Source organism: Neobacillus sp. plas4 (assembly GCF_057221695.1).
Genome location: NZ_CM170152.1, coordinates 3,340,317 through 3,359,809, shown reverse-complemented (window position 1 = coordinate 3,359,809; position 19,493 = coordinate 3,340,317). Strand labels below are relative to the sequence as shown.

Sequence of the window (19,493 nt, the reverse complement as noted above, 5' to 3'; positions counted from 1 at the left end):
ACATATGAACATGCAACCTGAAAAACTTGGAGTTCGAGAACTTGCAGCGATTGCAATATTAATGGTGGGGTCAAAAGCCACGGAGGATACACCATCCCTCATATATAACCAGGTGCAAAATGCTTCCTGGATGATCCCGCTTCTTTCAGCAGGTATCTTTTTTATCCCTTTTTATTTATTGATGAAAACGTTGTCGCTCTATCAAGACAAAAATCTATTTGCTGTAATTCAAAAATTACTTGGAAAATACATTGGTTTTTTTGTATGCCTGCTTATATTTTGTATCAACTCATTTGCTATTTCCATTGATTCAAGAACGTATACGAATATCATTCGGTCGTTTTATTTTACTACGACCCCTAACGTGATTCTTTTTGGGATTTTAATGTTTATTTGTGCATATGGAGCTAAAAAGGGAATTTTACATATTGGATCTGTTTCCTATTTAATTGTTTTCTATGCGGTAGTTTCTTTGTACCTCGTCTTCATAATCAGTACGCAGGACATCATTATCCAATCAATATTTCCAATTTGGGGCTCGGGAATCGTCGAGGTGATCAAGGGAAGTTCGCAGAAAACAACCATTTTTGCTGACTTTTTTCTCATGACCATGCTGTTACCTTATATGAAATCTTTTAAAACGTTTAAAAAAGGAATTTGGTTTTCCTATATTTACGTCAGTTTCCAAATTTGCCTGACCATTCTCGTTTTTATTTGTATGTTTGATACCTCCTTAGGAGGAATTGGATATCCCTTCCATACAGCTATCCGTTATATTTCACTGGGAACATATATTCCGAATGTCGAAATCATCTTCTTCATTATTTGGGTCATGTCTGCAATTATCCGTTTCTCTGCATTTTTGTATATAAATGCACTCATGTTTGGCCATATTTTTAAGATAAAAGACTTCGAATACTTAATACCATCACTGGCGACTATTTATTTATTAATTGGAATGGTTCCGGAAACACCCATGGAAGTGAGTATTGATATTAAACCAGTTATAATAAGTGTTGCAGGCCCAATTTTTGCTGTAACATCGATGATCCTATGGGCGACAGCATATATAAAAGGAGAATTTAAAGGTGCTAAAAATAAAAACATTCTTTAGATTATCGTTGTTGTTCGTCCTAATTGGCTTATTAACGGGATGTTGGGATCGAGAAGAGCTTGAGGATAGGTCGTATGTTATTGGTATAGGTCTTGATCAGTCTAAAGAGAAGGGGAAAATTAAGGTAACCTTGCTTCTTGCAAATCCCGAAGTTGGAAGTATGCAAGGAGGCGGAGGTTCAACGGAAAAGCCCCGGGAGATTATCACCTTCGATGCAAATGATTTCATTGTGGCCAAAGCAACGGCAAACGCAGTGATCTCGCGTGATATTAGTTATGAACTATTAAGTGTCTTTGTCGTATCTGAGGAGTTTGCCAAGGACCCGGTTTTCGCACAGACGTTTACCGATGTTTTAAAGGATAAAGAAATCCGCTTAAGTAGTTATCTTGCCGTTTCGAAGGAACATGCTTATGAATTTTTTAAAAGAAATCGCCCTAAAATGGAAACACGACCCCATAAATACTTTCAATTCATGATTAGCCATGGAATTGAAAATGGTTTTATTCCTGATTCTACCCTTTTTCGCTACTTTCAAACTACGGAAAGAGGGACAGACCTCTTTCTAGCGATGTATACAACGACAAAAAGACAAAAGCACCCAAAAATAAAAAATGATGACCAGTATCTTGCTGGAGAATTGAATGTAACAGGTGAACTTGATGATACTCAGTTTATTGGGTCTGCCGTATTTAAAAATGGAGTAATGACGGCAAAACTCACGGGTCAAGAAACGAGGATTGTTAATATTCTGGATGACACCACAAATATTAAAGACATTTTGGTGAATATACCTAACCCTTTCTCAGACAACAAGAAACAAATGGCTGCAAGGATTCTAAAAACAGAAAACAATAAAATAAAAATGAATTTGATAAAGGACAGGCCAAAAATTTATTTTACCATTCCTTTACAATTTGAAATTATGTCAAACCCGTCTGCAGTCGATTTTAGTGATAAAAAAAATCGAGAAATCTTAAAAAAGCAACTTCATCAACATTTAAAATCGATTACAGAAAAATTTCTTAAAAAAACGCAAATAGAATTAAAAGGTGCCCCATACCCTTTACCTATGTATGCCAGGAAATATTTTACTAATATGCCGGAATTCCAGAAGTATAACTTTCCTAAAGCTTACCTAAATGCCGATATATACGTTAGGCCGAAAATTGAAATTATTGATTATGGGAAGAAGGTAATAAAACCAGTAAAGGTGGGAGAGTAGCTTGCAAGGTTTCATTATTATTACAATGTTATTGATTTGCAGCTATACGATAGGATTTGCTATAAGCCTATGGAAGGCAAAACAGAAAATAGGCGCTTTGGTCGTTTTTTTTCTGTCCATCTCCATTATCGTCCTCCCTTTTTTTACAATCCTATAGGTTTATTTTGGGCGGCAATTCAAGCTTAATTAAAAGTATTTAATCGGTTGATTTTGGAAATTATATTATCGAGGTGATAGAATGGCTAACGCACAAATTGGTGATAAGATTTCCTTTAAACGAGAGGGGAGCTCTTTAGAAGGTGTTGTAACGGGTGTAAGGGAAAACTCTGTGATGGTACAATATGGTGTTTCAAAGGATAAAGATGAACCGCTGATAACCATTGTTAACCATAAGAATTACAAAATAATTAAATAAGTCCAATAAAATAAAATCCCTTCATTGGAAAGGGATTTTTACTTGGAATTGCTTACATATATTTTAATTAATCATTACTGCGGTCTCTATTGTTTCCATTATCGGTTAAATAATCTGCAGCATTTTTAGTGGCATCTACTGCATTCATAGCAACATTCTCGGTGGTTTCTAAGGCACTATGAAGAGTATGGAAGGCAGCACCTGCTGTTTCTTTAATTCCTTCTGCTATACCTTTATTATTTTGATTCTTGTTTTGGTTAGACATCTGTTTTTCACCTCCTGAACAGAAATAGGTTATGTAGAAAAATAGGAACTATTCAGGTGCCTTGTTGATAGTAAAACTTCAAATATTTCCAAATATCCTTTTCGATGTAAAGGGAACAGTAAAGGTAAGGTAATTACGAAGTTCTCCTTAAAATGCATCAGGAGGTAATCATTTGGATAAACATAAAAAAATGGAAAAACTGCTTCGTGATTATGGCTATCCTGAAAAAGCGATTCCAAGATTAATGCAAGAAATTAGTACGATGAACTATGATCGAGTGGAAAAGCTTATTTTGCCATATAACGATTTTACAGCCAATCGCACCTGACGATTGGCTGTAATAAAAATGGATTGAATTTTTTCTAAGCAGCTATTCGTAACATCTTGCAGGAAATTTGTTACTATAATACTAGAGAAATAGATAAGAGAGGAATAACTGGATGAATAAAATTTACTTTGATTACAACGCCAGTACGCCACTGGCGCCGGAGGTGGTTGATGCTATGCAGCCGCTGCTGAGTGATTTCTATGGAAATCCTTCAGCACTTCATTGGGCAGGAAAACCTGTGAAAAAACTATTACAAAATGCGAGAATTCAGGTTTCTGAGTTGATTGGCTGTTCTCCTATAGAAATTACATTTACATCAGGTGGGAGTGAGGCAAATAACCTGGCATTAAAAGGTTTTTATTTTAAGAATCAGCATAAAGGGAAGCACATAATTACCTCAACAATTGAACATCCTGCAATAGTAAATCCTTGTAAGTTCCTAGAAAAGGTGGGGGCAAAAGTTACATACATTGGTGTTGATCAATATGGGAGGGTTTCCCCTGAGGAAATAGAAAAGGCAATAACAAATGATACGCTTCTAATTACGATTATGCATTCAAACAATGAAACAGGAACCTTGCAGCCAATCAAAAAAATTGGGGAGATAGCTGGAAGGTATGGGATTGCCTTTCATACAGACGCTTCACAATCAGTTGGTAAGGTACCAGTCAATGTGGATGACTTAAAAGTAGATATGTTAACTATAGCCGGTCATAAGCTTTATGCTCCGAAAGGAATTGGCTCACTGTTTATTCGTGATGGTGTGGAGCTTGAACCACTTATTCATGGTGCGGGGCATGAAAATGGACTTCGGGCAGGAACTGAAAATACATTAATGGCAGTTGGGTTAGGGAAGGCATGTGAAATCGCCAGTACGCAAATAGGGGATCCTAAATTAAAGGACTTAACTGATTATTTTTGGTCAAAATTAACGAGTGAATTTGGTGAAAAGGTTGTCTTAAATGGACATCCGGAAGACCGTTTGCCGAATACATTAAATGTGAGTTTTGTTAGAAAGATAGGGCAAGATTTGTTGGACGCCATTCCACATCTTGCCGCTTCAACTGGATCCGCATGCCATGCTGGCAGTATTGAATTATCTCCGGTATTAAAGGAAATGAACGTACCTGGAGAAGTCGGCATGGGTGCGATTCGATTTAGTTTGGGAAGATATACCACGAGGGATGAAATTGATACAGTCATGAATTGTCTCATACAAATCGTGAGGTAGATTTGGAGTTAAAATCCTTTGTGAATTGGAAATGGAGGGTTAAGATAAAGATAAAGTAACAATTACAATGCGTAATACATAGGAGGAAAGTTATTGTGGAAATCGGGTTAAGTACATTTGTGGAAACCACACCGGACGTGGAAACCGGTAAGGTGATTAGTCATGCACAACGAATCCGTGAAGTCGTTGAGGAAATAGTACTCGCAGATCAAGTGGGGTTAGATGTATACGGTGTAGGGGAACATCATCGGGAAGATTACGCGGTCTCTTCCCCAGCTGTTGTACTCGCTGCGGCGGCGTCAAAGACAGAGCGGATTCGACTGACCAGTGCGGTGACCGTCCTTTCTTCGGCGGATCCAGTCCGAGTTTTTCAAGATTTTGCAACAGTCGATGCGATTTCAAATGGCCGTGCCGAGATTATGGCAGGTCGAGGTTCTTTTATCGAATCCTTTCCACTGTTTGGATACGATTTAAAGGATTATGACCAGTTATTCGATGAGAAGCTTGAACTGTTGTTGAAAATTAGGGACTCCGAGAAAGTAACTTGGAAAGGCGGGCATCGACCTGCGATTCAAAATCGTGGTGTGTATCCAAGACCAGTTCAGAATCCATTGCCAGTTTGGATAGGCAGCGGCGGAAGTCAGGATTCTGTCATCCGTGCGGGTCTGCTAGGATTACCACTTGTTCTTGCCATCATTGGCGGCAGTCCCCAGCATTTTGCGCCACTGGTTCAGCTTTATAAGAAGGCTGCGGAACATGCAGGTCATGACGCTTCAAAGCTTCCAGTTGCTTCTCATTCACATGGATTTGTTGGTGAAAGTACAGAAGAGGCAGCGGCGAAGTTTTTCCCTTCTACTCAACAGGCAATGAATAAATTAGGCCGCGAGCGTGGTTGGGGAAAATATGATCAAGCAGCCTTCGATTCTGCGCGTAGTTTACATGGAGCTTTGTATGTAGGTGATGTGAAAGATGTAGCAGAAAAAATCATTAACCTTCGTAAGAATGTTGGAATTACAAGATTTATGCTGCACTGCCCAGTTGGTACCATGCCGCATAAAGATGTCATGCGGTCCATCGAACTATTAGGTAAAGAAGTAGCGCCGATTGTTCGTGAAGAAGTAGCTAGGTGGGAAAAGGAAAATGAGGGACTTTAATAGATAAAACAAAAAACTCGCCAATAATTTGGCGGTTTTTTTAATATGCAGCCATCAATTTGTAGATATCGGTTGATAATTTGTAGAAATCTACAGAGGAAATCATAAAATTTTCCTGTAACTAGATAAACAACGCAGCTACTAAATAGATCGCAATCGAAATAACTCCACCTATCACGGAAACCTTTAACTTATAACGTGCATATTCAACAATCGGTAAATCTAGGATCGAGGCTGTTGTAATCGTTGTGTCCCCCAATGGTGATGCTAATGCTCCAAAAGCACCACTTGCAAATACAGCACCTACTGTTAATGGAATCGAGGCACTGGTAGCAATTGCCAATGAAACTCCCAATGGCATGAACAATCCCCAAGTTCCCCATGAAGAACCGATAAAGTAACCGACAACTGAGCCCAGAAGAAAGATAGTTGCTGGAGTTAACCAAGCCGGTAAAAATGAACCTAGGCTTGAACTAATGAAGGCGGAGAAACCGAGATCCTCAGCTGAAAGTGTGAGTGACCAAATTAGAATCAACAAACTAATTGCTTCCATCATCTGATTCCCGCCATCATAAAAATGGTATAGCAGTTCGCTTAGAGATTGCTTGCGAATCAAATAAAAAATAATTGACAAGATGAGCGTAATAAATACTGCTAATAGCATGACAAAGGTGGCGTCAGCAATAGAAAATGCTTCAAATACAGTTTTTGCTCCTTTTTCCCGACCATCCTTCCACAAAAGATATAAAGATAATCCAAGAAGTAAAAAAACAGGAACAATCAAATTCCACGGTTGTGCCTTTACCAAGGACAACTCTCTCTTTATCCCGATACGGTGATATTCATGCTCTTCCTCTTCCATCTTTTCTTGCTCACCTTTTATATTGGCCTCTTTTTTAGTACGATTCCAAATGGTTTGCACCAATCCAATAACCAAGGTAACAATTGCAAAAAAATTAAACAAAATACTGAGCAGGAACACTTCATAGGGTGACATATTTAAGCCCAATCCGCCAATACTGCCTTCTACAAGAGAAACCATAAAACCAACAAATGCAGTGGCAACCGGGAGAAGCACAATAACTGACTCTGTTGAAATGTCCATCGTCAGTCCAACCTTTTGTTTAGATACGTTCATTTTTTTAGCTAAGGATTTAACCACAGGGCCAATCATCATGATTCGAAACATCGGCATCATAAAGGTAAAAGGGAGGGTGAGCCAGATGAGGCCAAGCAGCCCGCGTTCATTTTTAATCTTTGTCCCTACCCATTCCGAAAACCCTTTAATTCCGCCAGAAATGTTCATCATCCCCACAAGACCGCCAAATAAATATAGAAAAGCAATAATTTTTATGTTGGTCTCATCCGAGAGTGTGGTAACCATATAGGTAACACTCTTGATTGTTCCATCCAACAAATCTGTTGTATAAATCATTGAACCAACAACCAGCCCAACGATTAGCCCGGGTAAAATGTTTTTTAACCAGATAGACATTCCTATTACAATTAGAAATGGTAGTAGAGAAAGCCAAGTATGTTCCAATGTTCTTCCCCCTATTACTGAATAAGGTTATTGTTTGGATATCTCGTCATAAATACTCTTTTTTAGTTGTTATCAGAAAAGTCTATTATTTGATAGTAATAAATATATAAATTATAATATATATGAATCATATATATATTGTGTTATATAAGCAAATGGAGGTAACCATGGATGTCATTGATTTTAAAAATATTATTTGGAATAACTCGAGAAAAATAAGTGAGAAAATCACTAGTTTAATTAACACTTTATGTGAACATCATGGGATAACCACACTGCAAGGAAGGATACTAATAGAAATACAGCACCATGGTGCACATACAATTGGCACTCTAGCCAGCACATTAAATATTGCCGGAACCAATGTCTCGACGATGTGTAAAAAACTTGAAAGTAAAGGTTTTATTGAACGTGTAAGAGATGAGGGAGATGAGAGGGTCGTAAAGGTTGCTCTCTCGGAGAAGGGGATAAAGGTTGTAGAAGAGATTAATGAAGAACTAATTGAAAAAATTACATATGCCATTTTAGGGGAATCGGATCAAACCTTGCATGAAATTATCAATGGTCTTCAAAAACTGAATCAAATATTGGAAAAGATGAATTAAGCTGAATTGAAATTATAAAGGAGAAATGTAAAATGTGGGAAGGAATTTTATCAACCTATGCTTCCATGTTTGATTGGCATATGTGGGCAGAGGTTTTATCATCGCCAAAAGCATGGGGGTTAATACTTTCATTAGCCGTGCTAGAATGTATTTTATCTGCAGATAATGCATTAGTGTTATCTGCTTTTGTAAAGCCATTACCTAAAGCGCAGCAAAAGAAAGCTTTGGTTTATGGTTTATGGGGAGCTTATATTTTCCGTTTTATCTTTATCGGATTAGGAACTTTTTTAATTAAACTTTGGTGGATTAAATTAATTGGAGCCCTTTACTTGTTGTGGCTTGCCGTTAAATTCTTTAAAGACAAGCTAAGCCACAAGGAGACAGGTGAAGAGGAAGAACAAGTTCAACCAAAAGGCTGGTTAGTGAAAATATTTGGTGTCTTTTGGGCAACTGTAATCAGTGTAGAGTTAATGGATTTAGCCTTTTCGGTCGACAGTATTCTGACTGCACTTGCTGTGTCGGAGGAAGTATGGGTCATTTTACTTGGTGGTATGATTGGTATTCTTCTTATGCGGGGTGTGGCGACATTCTTTATCTTATTAATGGACAGAGTACCTGAGCTTGAAACAACCGCCTATATTTTAATTACCTTTATTGCGATTAAAATGGGATTAACACTGGTAGATATTCATATCCCGAATGAAATCTTTATCGGATTCTTGGTTTTGTCATTTGTCGTTACATTTATTATCCATTATATTCGCAAATCGAAAGCAGAAAAGTATACTCATTAATATAAGAGTGTCTTTTATTATCTAAAGCAGATTTATTTAAGCAGTTTGTATAAGAGAAGATCATATAAACAACGATAAAAGCAGTGTGATTCCTCCAATCACACTGCTTTTACTATTAATAACAACAATCTACCATATATCACCGCGCTCTTGTTTCAACGCTTTCATCTTTTCGACCCATTCATCCACCCTCTGACGAATTTCCTTGCTTTTTGCTTCGGCTTTTTCACGATTCTTCTTGGCCATCGCAGTATAAACTTCTCTCATGGCTTCACTACGTTCCATAGCCCAATCTCTAAGTTCGGATTGCTGGTCATCGGTAATTAAATTTTTCTCGCCCATTATAGTTATGGCATCTCGTAAACGATGTGACTCGCGTCTGCCAATTGTCCATAACTGTTTTGGATAATGTTCTCCAATTTTATACTCATCCAACATCTCCCAAGCATCGGGTGCCATGGTGAAAGCCCAAGCAAGATCAAGTGTGGAGGGAAGCCACTCATATTGAATGGTATTTTTCAATTCTTCAGAACTGTCGGCTTTAAAGTACTCGCCGTTTCCTGCTTCGGCAACAGCTTTTAATTGATTTTCTGTTTTGCCATCAACATCAAAGCCGATAATGTTGACCGTATTGTTACTGTTCTTCGCAACTAAATCTTTGCTTGCTTGGATAGGATCTCCGTCACAGGTTTCGGCTCCGTCACTGACTATGTAAATCGTAGTTCCTTCCAAATAACTACTACTCATATCTGCCGCCTTTTGAATGGCACCTGCGAGCGGTGTCCAGCCCTTACTTTCAAAGGAATCAACGGCGGCATGGAAATTTTGTTTTGAATAGTTACCCATTGGATAAATCTCTTCAATGGCAGAGCAAGATTCAAATTTATCTTTATCCGATTCCGAACCCTTGTGACCATAAACTACAAGTGAAACCTCGTTTGATTGTCCAATTGTTTGGGCAAAGCTTTTTACAGCATCCTTGGCAATGTCCATTTTTAATTTGCCATCTGCTTGAAGCAGCATGCTAGAGCTAGCATCTAGTAAGATTATTGCTTTATTGGCAGCTGTGATCTCCTTGCCGCCCTCAGACCTAGTGGGATCCGGAAGATATGGTTCTTCAAACTGTGGTTGATAGGCATTGCTATTTTGAATGATTTCCTTATAGTGGGGACTGGCAAGCAGGGCAACCAATCCTTTTTTAATCGTATCCAAATCATCCGTTTCATTTATCAATAGTTCTAGTTGTGCTGGTAATTGGTTTTCTAAATCGTGATCCAGTTGAGGAATAGTATTGCCGATTTCTACCACATCCTCCTCGTATGAGAAATCGTCCATCAGTTTACCAGGAGGTATGTTGCCCAGCTCCTCCTCGGATACTTCTAAATTTATTTTCTCCAATTCTTCTAAAACGCTATCCTGCTTTTCTTGTTTTTCTACTGCTTCCTTCGCGGTAAGGTTGGTGGTTACATTTTCTTTTTCACTATTACATGCCGAAAGAACTAACGAGATAAGCAGCAATAATAAAAATATATGTCGTTTCACACGAATCCTCCTCTTATTGGTAAAAATGATGTAATTGTTGGTAATAAACATTCTTATAAGTTTAACATGAAGATAATTCCTGCTGATGAGTCATCGGTCATAGTTCATTTATAGCAGTACGGATTTATTTTAGACTGAGCTATTCGAATATAGCGGTCAAATCACTAGAGATGCGGAGTCAGTGAATAAGAGAGTGTTCTCAACTCATTGAATTTTAAGCAGGAATCCAACTATAAAAAAAATAGTATGATATAATTACTAATGTTTTTTAGAAAAGTTCTTATCAACTACGATTAAACAGAAACTGGTGAATAATATGGAACGTGAATCTATAAAAGGTATGTACTTTACTGCAGGCGCATATGTATTATGGGGAGTCTTACCTATATATTGGAAATTTTTAGGGGGAGTTCCTGCACTAGAAATTTTAGCCCATCGAGTCATTTGGTCGTTCATTTTCGTTTTACTCATCGTAGTGCTTTTGAAGAGAAAACGATTAAAAAATTTCTTTCAAGTTCAGATGAGACTGAAAAAAACATGGCTTGGACTATTGCTGGCTTCACTATTAATTAGTATTAACTGGTTTGTTTATATCTTTGCTGTGAATACGAATCACATTGTGGAAGCAAGTTTAGGCTACTTTATTAATCCGCTAATAGCTGTATTATTAGGGGTTTTTGTATTAGGTGAAAAGATGAATGTATGGCAGGCAGTATCATTTGTAGTTGCGGGAATTGGTGTGGTCTATATGACGCTGTCGCTTGGGACTTTTCCATGGATCGCGCTATTATTAGCCTTATCCTTTGGTTTTTATGGCCTGTCAAAAAAACTATTAAAAGTAGATTCCATATTAGGTATGCTGCTGGAAACACTATTTATTGTACCGTTTGCCTTAATGTTTTTAGCGTATTTAGGAATAAATGGTGAACATAGCTTTGCAACCGGAAATCTTAAGAATGATTTATTTTTAATAGGATCTGGTATTGCTACTGCCTTGCCACTCATATGGTTTGGTATTGGGGCACAAAAGATTCCACTCTACTTAGTGGGTTTCTTACAATATATTTCCCCAACTATTAGTTTACTTCTTGGAGTTTTAATTTACGGAGAGTCTTTTACAAAAGACCATGCCGTTTCCTTTTCTTGCATCTGGCTTGCATTAGTAATCTTTAGCATCTCCAATATCCGTCAGATGATAAAAAAACGAAAAGAATCAACAGTAACGATACATGCAAAGAGTGCATAAAAAAGGTGACAATAATGTCACCTTTTTTTTTTAGAATTCTCCTACTTATTTCAAAAACAAAACTTAGCATAAAGTGCTCCAGTATCTAGTAGAATTGGTTTCGGAATTCTGTTCAATAATGGAATAGGCTGCATTTGTGATTGCTTGTGCTAACGTATCACCCTTCGCGCGAATATTATTAAAGCTAACTTCAGATTCCCCAGATGTTGAAAAGGTAAATCCGAACTCCTCTAATCGTATTACAATCTTCATTGCATGTTCAAGGTTATGCTCCGGCTGAAACTCAGAATCGTGAATGAAAATTCCTTTTTCATAGTCAAACCAGCGATCCCAACGATTTAATTTCCAACCAAGTATTCTCCGTGCAATTGAATCTGTTTTGTTCATACCCTAGTCCCCCTTAAATGTTATATAACAGTTGTTTTATTATTAGTTATTATATAACACAGTATTTAAAACGACCACACTTTTTTAAATATTTTTCTGTCTTTTTAGAAAATTTATTTCCGTCTTAAACATTGGGAAGAATAAGTTGATGAAGACTAAGGAAGTAAGGAGTGATTATGATAGCAAGCTTAAAATATGAAATTATAGAAACAATAGGAGTCATTTCAGAAGGTGCAAAAGGATGGAATAAGGAACTGAATCTAATCAGTTGGAATGATCGCGAGCCGAAATACGATTTGCGGGATTGGGATCAAAATCATGAGAAAATGGGGAAGGGGATTACCCTTTCACAGGAGGAGTTAATACAGTTGAGGGATTTAATGAATGGATTGAAATTAGAGTAGACAACAAAATGACTTCTCCAAATCTTCGGGGAGAAGTCATTTTGATTATAAAGTTGTAGTTGTCCTTGGTTTTCAATTTTTCTTTATCATCGATGTTGATCGAAGAGAATTTGGTTCCCATCTGGATCTTCAAGTGTAAAATGTGCCGGTCCTTCGCTAGTTTCATCTGCTTCAGTCAGCAATTTCATCCCTTTTGCTTTTAGCTCTTTTTGAAGATCTCGTATGTCTGTAAACGACTCAAGATTTTCAGCATTTTGATTCCAGCCAGGATTAAACGTAAGAATATTTTTATCAAACATTCCTTGGAAAAGTCCAATAATGGTATCGTCATTCTTCATAATGAGCCAATTTTGAGAAATATCTCCTCCTAAGGATGAAAACCCTAAGTTCTCGTAAAATTCTTTTGATTTATGTATGTCTTTAACGGTTAAACTTACAGAAAATGCGCCGAGTTTCATTTTTTTCCTCCTTTAATGGAAAACTTTACATAATTGAGTATAAATTAGTAAAATACGAAAAACAACAAATGAATATGAAGTTCTTATTCACAAATAGAAAATTCGTAAAGCACAAAGGTTCTTCTTTTAATAAATTGTCATAAGTACCTATTCGTCTAAAAAAGTTTTTTGGTAAAATTAGGTGTAAGAGAAATAGTTATCGTTATTCCTAGCTAGTCTTGTAAAAAAGGGGAGAACTGTTTTGCCTAGTGTTTCTAGTTATTTTATAAAAAAAGGTATTAATGTGGGTGCAAAAAAACTCAATTTGGAAGAAAAGGATATTAATGAAAGCAGAAAAATTATTGATACTTTTGCTCGGAAATTCTCCAAACTACCAAAAAACAGTAACGTTGATCCAATTAAAATTAATGGGATTTACGCTGAATGGATTTCAAACAATCAGACCAAGGAAGGTAAAGTAATTCTTTATTTGCATGGTGGAGGATATAGTTATTGTTCCGCAGATACCCATCGCTCCTTGGCTGCAAGAATTATGATTGAAGCTGGTGTAAAAGTCCTTCTTCCTGAATACCGACTTGCACCTGAGCACCCATTTCCTGCTGCTATAGAAGATACTATCACCATTTATCGATGGCTTCTAAATCAGGGTTATTCATCCTCCAATATCATATTTGCGGGTGATTCTGCAGGAGGAGGCCTAACGGTGGCAGCAACACTTGTGTTACGAGATCAATATGAACCACTTCCAGCGGCGCTAGTATGTCTCTCCCCTTGGGTAGACTTAACAAGCTCCGGTGATAGCTACAGGAAAAACAGCGAAAAAGATCCGTATTTGAGGTGCGATCTTGTTCAGAAAACTGCTCAGCTTTATGCGGCTGATGAGTCTCTTGACAATTGCTTCATTTCTCCAATATTTGCTGATCTTTGTGGATGTCCACCAATGTTTATTCAAGCTGGAAGTATTGAAATTTTGTTAAGTGATGCCCAATTGTTAGCAGATAAAGCTCGTCAAGCAGGGGTAGATGTCCATTTCAAAGTTTGGGATGGAATGTGGCATGTTTGGCAAATTAGTAATCGATTACCTGAAGCAAAAAAAGCTACGAGGGAAATCGGTCAATTCATTAGGAAAATATTCAAAGTAAATTAGTCAAAAACTACATTAAACTTTTTGTGTTTGTTTTCTGAATCTTCAATTTGTCCTATTGTAAGCTGCTATTTTTCAATGTAAAATACAAGTAATAGGAAATGAATGATTATTCATTCATTTGAGAGGTGGCGAAAAGATAACTTAAAATCATGCGTTGAAGAGCACAAAAATATTATCTGCAGAAAGTTAAAAAAGAACCAGATCTGACAGCAAAATAAAGGGTGAAGGTGGAATATATGATAGCGGTTAAATCACTCGTAAATATCCCTATACTCAATCTTGAAACCGAGCAACAGCGGTGGAACACGATCTATAAAGTTTTTAGTGAACCAAAGCCTGAAATTGAGTCTACACCTAGAAAAGCAGTATGGAAAAAAAATAAATCTGTTTTGTGGTACCATCCAGCACAAATTAAGAAGTATCATACTCCTTTGTTCATGGTTTATTCCCTATTAAATAAAGCCTATATCCTAGATATCTCTGAGGAAGGCAGTGTCATTGGAAACCTTACTAAAAAAGGGTACGATGTTTATTTGCTGGACTGGGGTTCACCAGGGTTAGAAGATAAGGATCTTACTTTAGATAACTATATTTTCGATTATTTAGAAGTTGCGATAAAAAGGGCACTAAGGCATTCAGGTGTAAAAGAAATATCTTTAGCAGGGTATTGTATAGGAGGAACACTATCTGCTATTTTAACCTCAATGACGGATCTGCCAATCAAAAATCTAGTACTGGCTGCAGTTCCGATTGACTACAGCGATGTCATTGTTCCTAATAAATGGGTAAAAGCCATCCAAGACGGTACACTTAATTTTGACAGGTTGGCAGATGCATACGAAGTCATCCCTTCCGAGTTTTTATACGCTGTTTTTATGGCACTGCAAGGCTATAATATCGGTCCAACGATAAACCTGGTTACTCGTGCACATGATATCAGATATGTAGAGAAATGGCGGAGAATGGACAAATGGATGAAAGACGCCGTTACATTTTCAGGTGCAGCATTTAAGCAAATGTTCAATGAATTATATAAAAACAACAAACTGGTCAAAGGTGAAATGAAGATTGGCGGTCATAAGGTAGACTTATCTGCCATTACATGCAGTACACTGGTTATTTCATCTAAAAGGGATGAATTAGTATTAGAATCACAAACCCTTCCTGTTATGGATCTTATTTCAAGTGACGATAAAACCTATCAGCAAGTGGAAGCGGGGCATGTATCGCTGTGTTTAACCGGTCAGTTTGCATTTGCCATTGAACCGTGGCTGGCAGAACGGTCAACTAAAATAAAATAGTTCGAACAATGCAAACACACGCAAATGTGGATTTTTTCCATCTTTTGTGTGTGTCTTTTTATATGGGGTCTTTTGTGATGTTCTCATTTTTATTTACATTCTAGAGTTGTACGTATTTTTTCTACTAATCCAAAATAGTTATCTCAGTCAAGTTTTTGGCGTATTTCAATTATTTGAGCTAACGCTTTCTTTTCTTTGGTGGATTAAAATGAATGTAACATTTGTCCTAACAGTTGATAAAATCAGGGACAATTGTGAAAGATTGAAGTGAAAATAATAGGCATTAATGTGACTTTTATTCATTAATGTATATGGTTTTAAAAAAGGAGGCTGCTCAGAATTGACTCAAAAAATAGTTGAGGGGCAAACAATGTTAACCGAAAAAATTGAAAATCAATTTAACAACATTAATAAATTAAACTTTAATACTGAATGGAAGTTTATTAAAGAAAATGTAGAAGAAGCAAAAAATCTAAAATTTGATGATACAAACTGGACCACTGTAAGTCTTCCGCACACTTATAATGAGACTGATACTTTTGATAATTATATGGAAGGTGGACATAATGGCGAACGGAGCATGTTCACAGGCAAAACGTGGTACCGGAAGTACTTTATATTAGAAGATAAGTACAAAGATAAGAAGATTTTTATCGAATTTGAAGGTATTCGTCAAGCCGCTGAAGTTTTTCTTAATGGAAAGAAACTAGATGGGAAAAGTGAGAATGGGTTTATTCCATTTGGGTATGATTTGACCCCTTTAATAAACTTCGGTTCAGATCAGGAAAACGTGCTATCCGTGATGGTTGATAATACATTTCCATATAAAGCGGATGGCACTGATGATGTCCTAAGCTGGCATGACTCCCACTGGCATCCCACACATGGCGGTATCTGGCGAAATGTGTTTCTTCATATTAAAGATAAGCTGCACATCACACTGCCTTTATATAGTTTTTTAAACACTCAAGGAACGTATGTATATACTTCAAACATTACTGAAGATCGTGCTGTCGTTACCGTTAAGGTGGAAGTGGCCAATGAGCACCAAACATCCAAAAAGGTTGATTGTGTTTCAGAAGTAATCGAACAGGATGGGACAATCGTACTTAAATTGAAAAATACGCAAACGATTGAGCCAGGTGACAAAGTTATCTTCGGTGCAACCGATCTATTGGAACACCCACACCGATGGTCTCCGCAATACCCTTATGTGTATACAGTCAAAACAAAGCTTTATACAGAGGGAAAATTAGTGGACACCTATGATACCCCGCTAGGAATTCGAACATTTGAATTTACCAGTGATCAAGGATTTTTTATCAACGGACAGAATGTGAAGCTAAAAGGCTGGGGTCAAAGGCCAACGAATGAATGGGCTGGACTCGGGACTGCCTATCCGAATTGGATGCATGGCTTTATGTTTAAATTAATGAAAGATGCAGGAGGAAACTTCATTCGCTGGGGTCACTCAGCTGGTGCACCGGTTGATGTTGAACTTGCAGATCGATACGGCTTGGTTACAATTCAGCCTGGTGTGGATGGTGAAGGAAGCACAGTTGGAGGAGTCTACAGTGATGCAGCGTATAAGATTCGTGCAGAAGCCTTCCGTGATATGATTATTTATTTCCGTAATCATCCTTCCATTCTAGTATGGGAAGGCGGAAATCAAAGTGTTCCGGATCAGGAAGCTGTGACCTTAAAAAATATTGCCGAGACTTGGGATCCAAAGGGAATGCGCGCCTACGCCCATAGACGGTCAAACTTGGATATGGCTAAATATATTGATCTCTCCATTGGTACGGAAGGAAGTTGGGAATTAAAGAGTAAAGGCAAGCCCGTCGTCGAGGGAGAATACAATCGGGAAGAAGCTGCAAGGCGCGTTTGGGACAGACATACCCCAGGCTATGAAAATTATCAAACGGCACCTGGGTCTGCTTATAATCTCACTTCAGAAGAATTTGCCAAAAATCAAGCAAAGCACTTTCTGAAGATTAGTCATCCTGCCCATTGTGGTGGAGCGAACTGGATTTTTTCCGATTCAACCAGTCATGGGCGTGTCTATTCAGAAGTGTCCAGAGTAAGTGGACAGGTTGATGGTGTGATGCTGCCGAAAGAAGCGTATTTTACAACAAAAGCCATTTATCGGGAAGACCCACAAGTATACATCATCGGTCACTGGAACTATCCAAAAGGAACAGTAAAAAACATTTACATCATGTCCAATGCCGAGCAGGTTAAACTGATTGTGAATGGTAAATCACAAGGCTTTGGTTCGAAAAGTGATAACTATTTGTTCACCTTTGAAAATATAGGGTGGGAGACAGGAACCATTAAAGCAGTTGCCTATGATAAAAATAATGTGGTCGTTGCAACAGATGAAAAGAAAACCAGTGGTGAACCTGTGGCAGTTAAGCTTTCAGAGATAACCGGTCCTGGTGGACTTAAGGCCGATGGGGCAGATGTTTTTTTAATTGATGCCGAAGTGGTGGATGCTGAAGGAAATCGTGTTCCAACCTATGAAGGCCGGATTGATTTTACACTTGAAGGGGAAGCGATTTGGAGAGGTGGCTATAATAGCGGGAAAGAAGGAACAACCAATCATACCTATTTGGACATCGAAGCAGGGATTAATCGAGTGGCTGTTCGCTCAACACTTACTCCTGGAACCATACACGTAACTGGTGTCATTGACGGGTTGAAAACAGCTGCGTTAAAAATTGCATCCATCCCAGTTCCATCTCAGAATGGTTTATCAACGGAGTTTCCTTTATTGCCTGAATTTGTGCTTGGACAAGAGCCGCCGCTTGGTAATGGTCCAGAAGAAAACAAGGTATCTTTTGAAAGTGATGAGGAAGGTTCCCAGTTGATTACCGACTTTTCCTATTCTGGAATTGAAGAAATTGGCGGTGTCAAAACAAATGTCAATATTGGGGACAGGATATACAATGATAGGGAATATGAGTTTCAGTTCCTCTTGGAGCAGTTACTTGGCAGTGACTATATCCAAGTTGCCAACAATGAAACAAACTATAAAGCATTAGACCTAATGCACTTAACAGTAGCGAAGGACGCAGATGTGTTTATTGCACACGATGATCGTCTTAGCCGGCCTGAATGGCTGCTTGATGAATATCTCGAAACAAATAAAAAAATTATCGTACATGATATACTTCACACCGTTTATGAAAAATCAGTTAAGGCTGGTACTACCCTAACTCTTGGCGGAAATCAGGATGAAACAAATGAAAACAACAGCAATATGTATGTTGTCTTTGTAAAAGAAAGAAAAACTGTATAATTTTCGAGAAGATGAAGGATATAATTTTTCCTTCATCTTTCTTTGTGTATAATGGTTAGTAGTTCATCTAGTAAATAATAATTTCTTTCTGGATGATATTTAGAGAAAAAGAGGGTGTTTTTTTGGAAAGTAATCGTAAAATTCAAACCTCTAATCCTCGTAAATATAAAGTATTCTCCATCGCACACCAAAAAGGGGTTTCTCAGAAACTTGACTTCCATACCCATTTTTATTATGAAGTTTTTATTTTTCATAATGGAAATTGTAAGTATTTAATTGACAATAAGATCTATGACCTTTTGCCAGGCGATATCATTGTAATGGACGGAAGTAAATTACATAAACCTTCCATAATAGGAGATAAATGGCGGTATGAGTGGAGTATTGTTCAATTCTCTCCGGAGTGGATTGAACCATTAGTGAAATTTCTTAACAGTGAGTATCTTTTAGATCCATTTCGAAAGAAACATTACACTCTGTATCGAACAAATAATGGTTTGTTGTTAAGTGTTCTTTTAGAGTTGGTCATTAAGATGGAAGATTTGTTAAAACTTCCGAATCCATTAGAAGAGGAAACGGAATTAAAAATCATTCTAGTTGAATTATTATTGACGATTCAAAAATTAATAGATTATAAAATGACGGAAACGGAGAACCTTTTGGATGAGCAAAATGAATATGTTCAACAAATCGCAACCTATGTTCAGGACCATTATAATCAAAAATTTCATCTTGATCACATTGCAAAGGAACTCAATATTAGTAAATCCTATCTGGTTCACTTATTCAAAGAACAGACAGGATACACGATTATGGAGTACGTAATGCAGTATCGATTAACCCAATCCCTTCATTTATTAAAAATGTATCCAAACGAAACGATAAAAGAGTTATGCAACCAATGCGGCTTCGAGAGTGAAGCCCATTTCAGCCGATTCTTCAAAAAAAATCTTGGAGAATCTCCCAGTGCATACAGGAAAAAGCTGTGATAGGATACTAGGATAAATAGCCTTACAATTAACAAGCAGTACCCATT

Annotated in this window: 19 protein-coding genes; 14 read left to right on the top strand and 5 right to left on the bottom strand. The window is 37.5% G+C overall.

What is annotated here, in order from left to right; genetic code table 11:
- Positions 1 to 4: 4 nt before the first annotated feature.
- From AC2TFD_RS16670 to AC2TFD_RS16660, 3 genes are all read left to right on the top strand, one after another.
- A complete protein-coding gene (locus AC2TFD_RS16670) occupies positions 5 to 1,114 on the top strand; it encodes a GerAB/ArcD/ProY family transporter (protein ID WP_335569320.1) in 1,110 nt (369 codons plus the stop codon).
- Entirely contained in the window at positions 1,089 to 2,336 is a 1,248-nt protein-coding gene (locus AC2TFD_RS16665) for a Ger(x)C family spore germination protein (protein WP_335569321.1), read from the top strand. Before AC2TFD_RS16670 ends, AC2TFD_RS16665 begins: the two co-directional genes overlap by 26 nt.
- Positions 2,337 to 2,574: 238 nt before the next feature.
- A complete protein-coding gene (locus AC2TFD_RS16660; RefSeq protein WP_335519020.1) occupies positions 2,575 to 2,751 on the top strand; it encodes a DUF2187 family protein in 177 nt (58 codons plus the stop codon).
- A gap of 67 nt (positions 2,752 to 2,818) precedes the next feature.
- On the opposite strand, the gene AC2TFD_RS16655 is transcribed toward AC2TFD_RS16660, so the two are convergent.
- The gene (locus AC2TFD_RS16655) at positions 2,819 to 3,016 is read right to left on the bottom strand and encodes a hypothetical protein (RefSeq protein ID WP_335569322.1); all 198 of its coding nucleotides are present in this window, start codon (positions 3,014 to 3,016) and stop codon (positions 2,819 to 2,821) included.
- 172 nt (positions 3,017 to 3,188) lie between these two features.
- Between AC2TFD_RS16655 and AC2TFD_RS16650 the strand changes: the two genes are divergently transcribed.
- From AC2TFD_RS16650 to AC2TFD_RS16640, 3 genes are all read left to right on the top strand, one after another.
- Entirely contained in the window at positions 3,189 to 3,344 is a 156-nt protein-coding gene (locus AC2TFD_RS16650; RefSeq protein WP_335509950.1) for a hypothetical protein, read from the top strand.
- Positions 3,345 to 3,456: 112 nt separating this feature from the next.
- Positions 3,457 to 4,575 (top strand): cysteine desulfurase family protein, encoded by a 1,119-nt coding sequence (locus AC2TFD_RS16645; protein ID WP_484673596.1) that lies wholly within the window; start codon positions 3,457 to 3,459, stop codon positions 4,573 to 4,575.
- 95 nt (positions 4,576 to 4,670) lie between these two features.
- Positions 4,671 to 5,729 carry an LLM class flavin-dependent oxidoreductase gene (locus tag AC2TFD_RS16640; protein WP_484673595.1) on the top strand — a complete coding sequence of 353 codons (1,059 nt, stop codon included), beginning with the start codon at positions 4,671 to 4,673 and terminating at the stop codon, positions 5,727 to 5,729.
- 121 nt (positions 5,730 to 5,850) lie between these two features.
- Here the strand turns inward: AC2TFD_RS16640 and AC2TFD_RS16635 are convergent, their stop codons facing one another.
- Positions 5,851 to 7,272, bottom strand: a complete 1,422-nt coding sequence (locus AC2TFD_RS16635; protein ID WP_484673594.1) for a Na+/H+ antiporter NhaC family protein — start codon at positions 7,270 to 7,272, stop codon at positions 5,851 to 5,853.
- Between the two features lie 167 nt (positions 7,273 to 7,439).
- Between AC2TFD_RS16635 and AC2TFD_RS16630 the strand changes: the two genes are divergently transcribed.
- The gene (locus tag AC2TFD_RS16630; protein WP_335569324.1) at positions 7,440 to 7,877 is read left to right on the top strand and encodes a MarR family winged helix-turn-helix transcriptional regulator; all 438 of its coding nucleotides are present in this window, start codon (positions 7,440 to 7,442) and stop codon (positions 7,875 to 7,877) included.
- A 32-nt stretch (positions 7,878 to 7,909) separates the two neighbouring features.
- Positions 7,910 to 8,671, top strand: coding sequence for a TerC family protein (locus AC2TFD_RS16625; RefSeq protein ID WP_335520661.1), 762 nt, complete (start codon positions 7,910 to 7,912; stop codon positions 8,669 to 8,671).
- A 129-nt stretch (positions 8,672 to 8,800) separates the two neighbouring features.
- On the opposite strand, the gene AC2TFD_RS16620 is transcribed toward AC2TFD_RS16625, so the two are convergent.
- Positions 8,801 to 10,213, bottom strand: coding sequence for a vWA domain-containing protein (locus AC2TFD_RS16620; protein ID WP_484673593.1), 1,413 nt, complete (start codon positions 10,211 to 10,213; stop codon positions 8,801 to 8,803).
- Between the two features lie 316 nt (positions 10,214 to 10,529).
- Here AC2TFD_RS16620 and rarD point away from each other — a divergent pair, with 316 nt between their 5' ends.
- On the top strand, positions 10,530 to 11,459 hold the full coding sequence (gene rarD / locus AC2TFD_RS16615) for an EamA family transporter RarD (RefSeq protein ID WP_484673592.1): 930 nt from the start codon (positions 10,530 to 10,532) through the stop codon (positions 11,457 to 11,459).
- Positions 11,460 to 11,522: 63 nt separating this feature from the next.
- Here the strand turns inward: rarD and AC2TFD_RS16610 are convergent, their stop codons facing one another.
- On the bottom strand, positions 11,523 to 11,846 hold the full coding sequence (locus AC2TFD_RS16610) for a BC1872 family protein (RefSeq protein ID WP_335515367.1): 324 nt from the start codon (positions 11,844 to 11,846) through the stop codon (positions 11,523 to 11,525).
- A gap of 176 nt (positions 11,847 to 12,022) precedes the next feature.
- Here AC2TFD_RS16610 and AC2TFD_RS16605 point away from each other — a divergent pair, with 176 nt between their 5' ends.
- Positions 12,023 to 12,250, top strand: a complete 228-nt coding sequence (locus AC2TFD_RS16605) for a YdbC family protein (RefSeq protein ID WP_335515364.1) — start codon at positions 12,023 to 12,025, stop codon at positions 12,248 to 12,250.
- A gap of 86 nt (positions 12,251 to 12,336) precedes the next feature.
- On the opposite strand, the gene AC2TFD_RS16600 is transcribed toward AC2TFD_RS16605, so the two are convergent.
- Entirely contained in the window at positions 12,337 to 12,708 is a 372-nt protein-coding gene (locus tag AC2TFD_RS16600) for a VOC family protein (protein ID WP_335515361.1), read from the bottom strand.
- 241 nt (positions 12,709 to 12,949) lie between these two features.
- Here AC2TFD_RS16600 and AC2TFD_RS16595 point away from each other — a divergent pair, with 241 nt between their 5' ends.
- The 4 genes from AC2TFD_RS16595 (at position 12,950) to AC2TFD_RS16580 (ending at position 19,446) form a co-directional block, all read left to right on the top strand.
- On the top strand, positions 12,950 to 13,855 hold the full coding sequence (locus AC2TFD_RS16595) for an alpha/beta hydrolase (protein WP_335515358.1): 906 nt from the start codon (positions 12,950 to 12,952) through the stop codon (positions 13,853 to 13,855).
- A gap of 236 nt (positions 13,856 to 14,091) precedes the next feature.
- On the top strand, positions 14,092 to 15,156 hold the full coding sequence (locus AC2TFD_RS16590; RefSeq protein ID WP_335515354.1) for an alpha/beta fold hydrolase: 1,065 nt from the start codon (positions 14,092 to 14,094) through the stop codon (positions 15,154 to 15,156).
- Positions 15,157 to 15,526: 370 nt separating this feature from the next.
- Positions 15,527 to 18,457, top strand: coding sequence for a glycoside hydrolase family 2 protein (locus AC2TFD_RS16585; RefSeq protein WP_484673591.1), 2,931 nt, complete (start codon positions 15,527 to 15,529; stop codon positions 18,455 to 18,457).
- A gap of 122 nt (positions 18,458 to 18,579) precedes the next feature.
- Positions 18,580 to 19,446: an AraC family transcriptional regulator gene (locus tag AC2TFD_RS16580; RefSeq protein WP_484673590.1), complete on the top strand. Its 867-nt coding sequence runs from the start codon at positions 18,580 to 18,582 to the stop codon at positions 19,444 to 19,446.
- Positions 19,447 to 19,493: the final 47 nt, after the last annotated feature.

What these genes read in the sequence shown, in the direction of transcription:
- AC2TFD_RS16670 (WP_335569320.1), top strand. Translation starts at nt 5, where the DNA reads ATGAACATGCAACCTGAAAAACTTGGAGTTCGAGAACTTGCAGCGATT.
- AC2TFD_RS16655 (WP_335569322.1), bottom strand. Translation starts at nt 3,016, where the DNA reads ATGTCTAACCAAAACAAGAATCAAAATAATAAAGGTATAGCAGAAGGA.
- AC2TFD_RS16625 (WP_335520661.1), top strand. Translation starts at nt 7,910, where the DNA reads ATGTGGGAAGGAATTTTATCAACCTATGCTTCCATGTTTGATTGGCAT.
- AC2TFD_RS16645 (WP_484673596.1), top strand. Translation starts at nt 3,457, where the DNA reads ATGAATAAAATTTACTTTGATTACAACGCCAGTACGCCACTGGCGCCG.
- AC2TFD_RS16585 (WP_484673591.1), top strand. Translation starts at nt 15,527, where the DNA reads ATGTTAACCGAAAAAATTGAAAATCAATTTAACAACATTAATAAATTA.
- AC2TFD_RS16600 (WP_335515361.1), bottom strand. Translation starts at nt 12,708, where the DNA reads ATGAAACTCGGCGCATTTTCTGTAAGTTTAACCGTTAAAGACATACAT.
- AC2TFD_RS16590 (WP_335515354.1), top strand. Translation starts at nt 14,092, where the DNA reads ATGATAGCGGTTAAATCACTCGTAAATATCCCTATACTCAATCTTGAA.
- rarD (WP_484673592.1), top strand. Translation starts at nt 10,530, where the DNA reads ATGGAACGTGAATCTATAAAAGGTATGTACTTTACTGCAGGCGCATAT.
- AC2TFD_RS16605 (WP_335515364.1), top strand. Translation starts at nt 12,023, where the DNA reads ATGATAGCAAGCTTAAAATATGAAATTATAGAAACAATAGGAGTCATT.
- AC2TFD_RS16630 (WP_335569324.1), top strand. Translation starts at nt 7,440, where the DNA reads ATGGATGTCATTGATTTTAAAAATATTATTTGGAATAACTCGAGAAAA.
- AC2TFD_RS16610 (WP_335515367.1), bottom strand. Translation starts at nt 11,846, where the DNA reads ATGAACAAAACAGATTCAATTGCACGGAGAATACTTGGTTGGAAATTA.
- AC2TFD_RS16660 (WP_335519020.1), top strand. Translation starts at nt 2,575, where the DNA reads ATGGCTAACGCACAAATTGGTGATAAGATTTCCTTTAAACGAGAGGGG.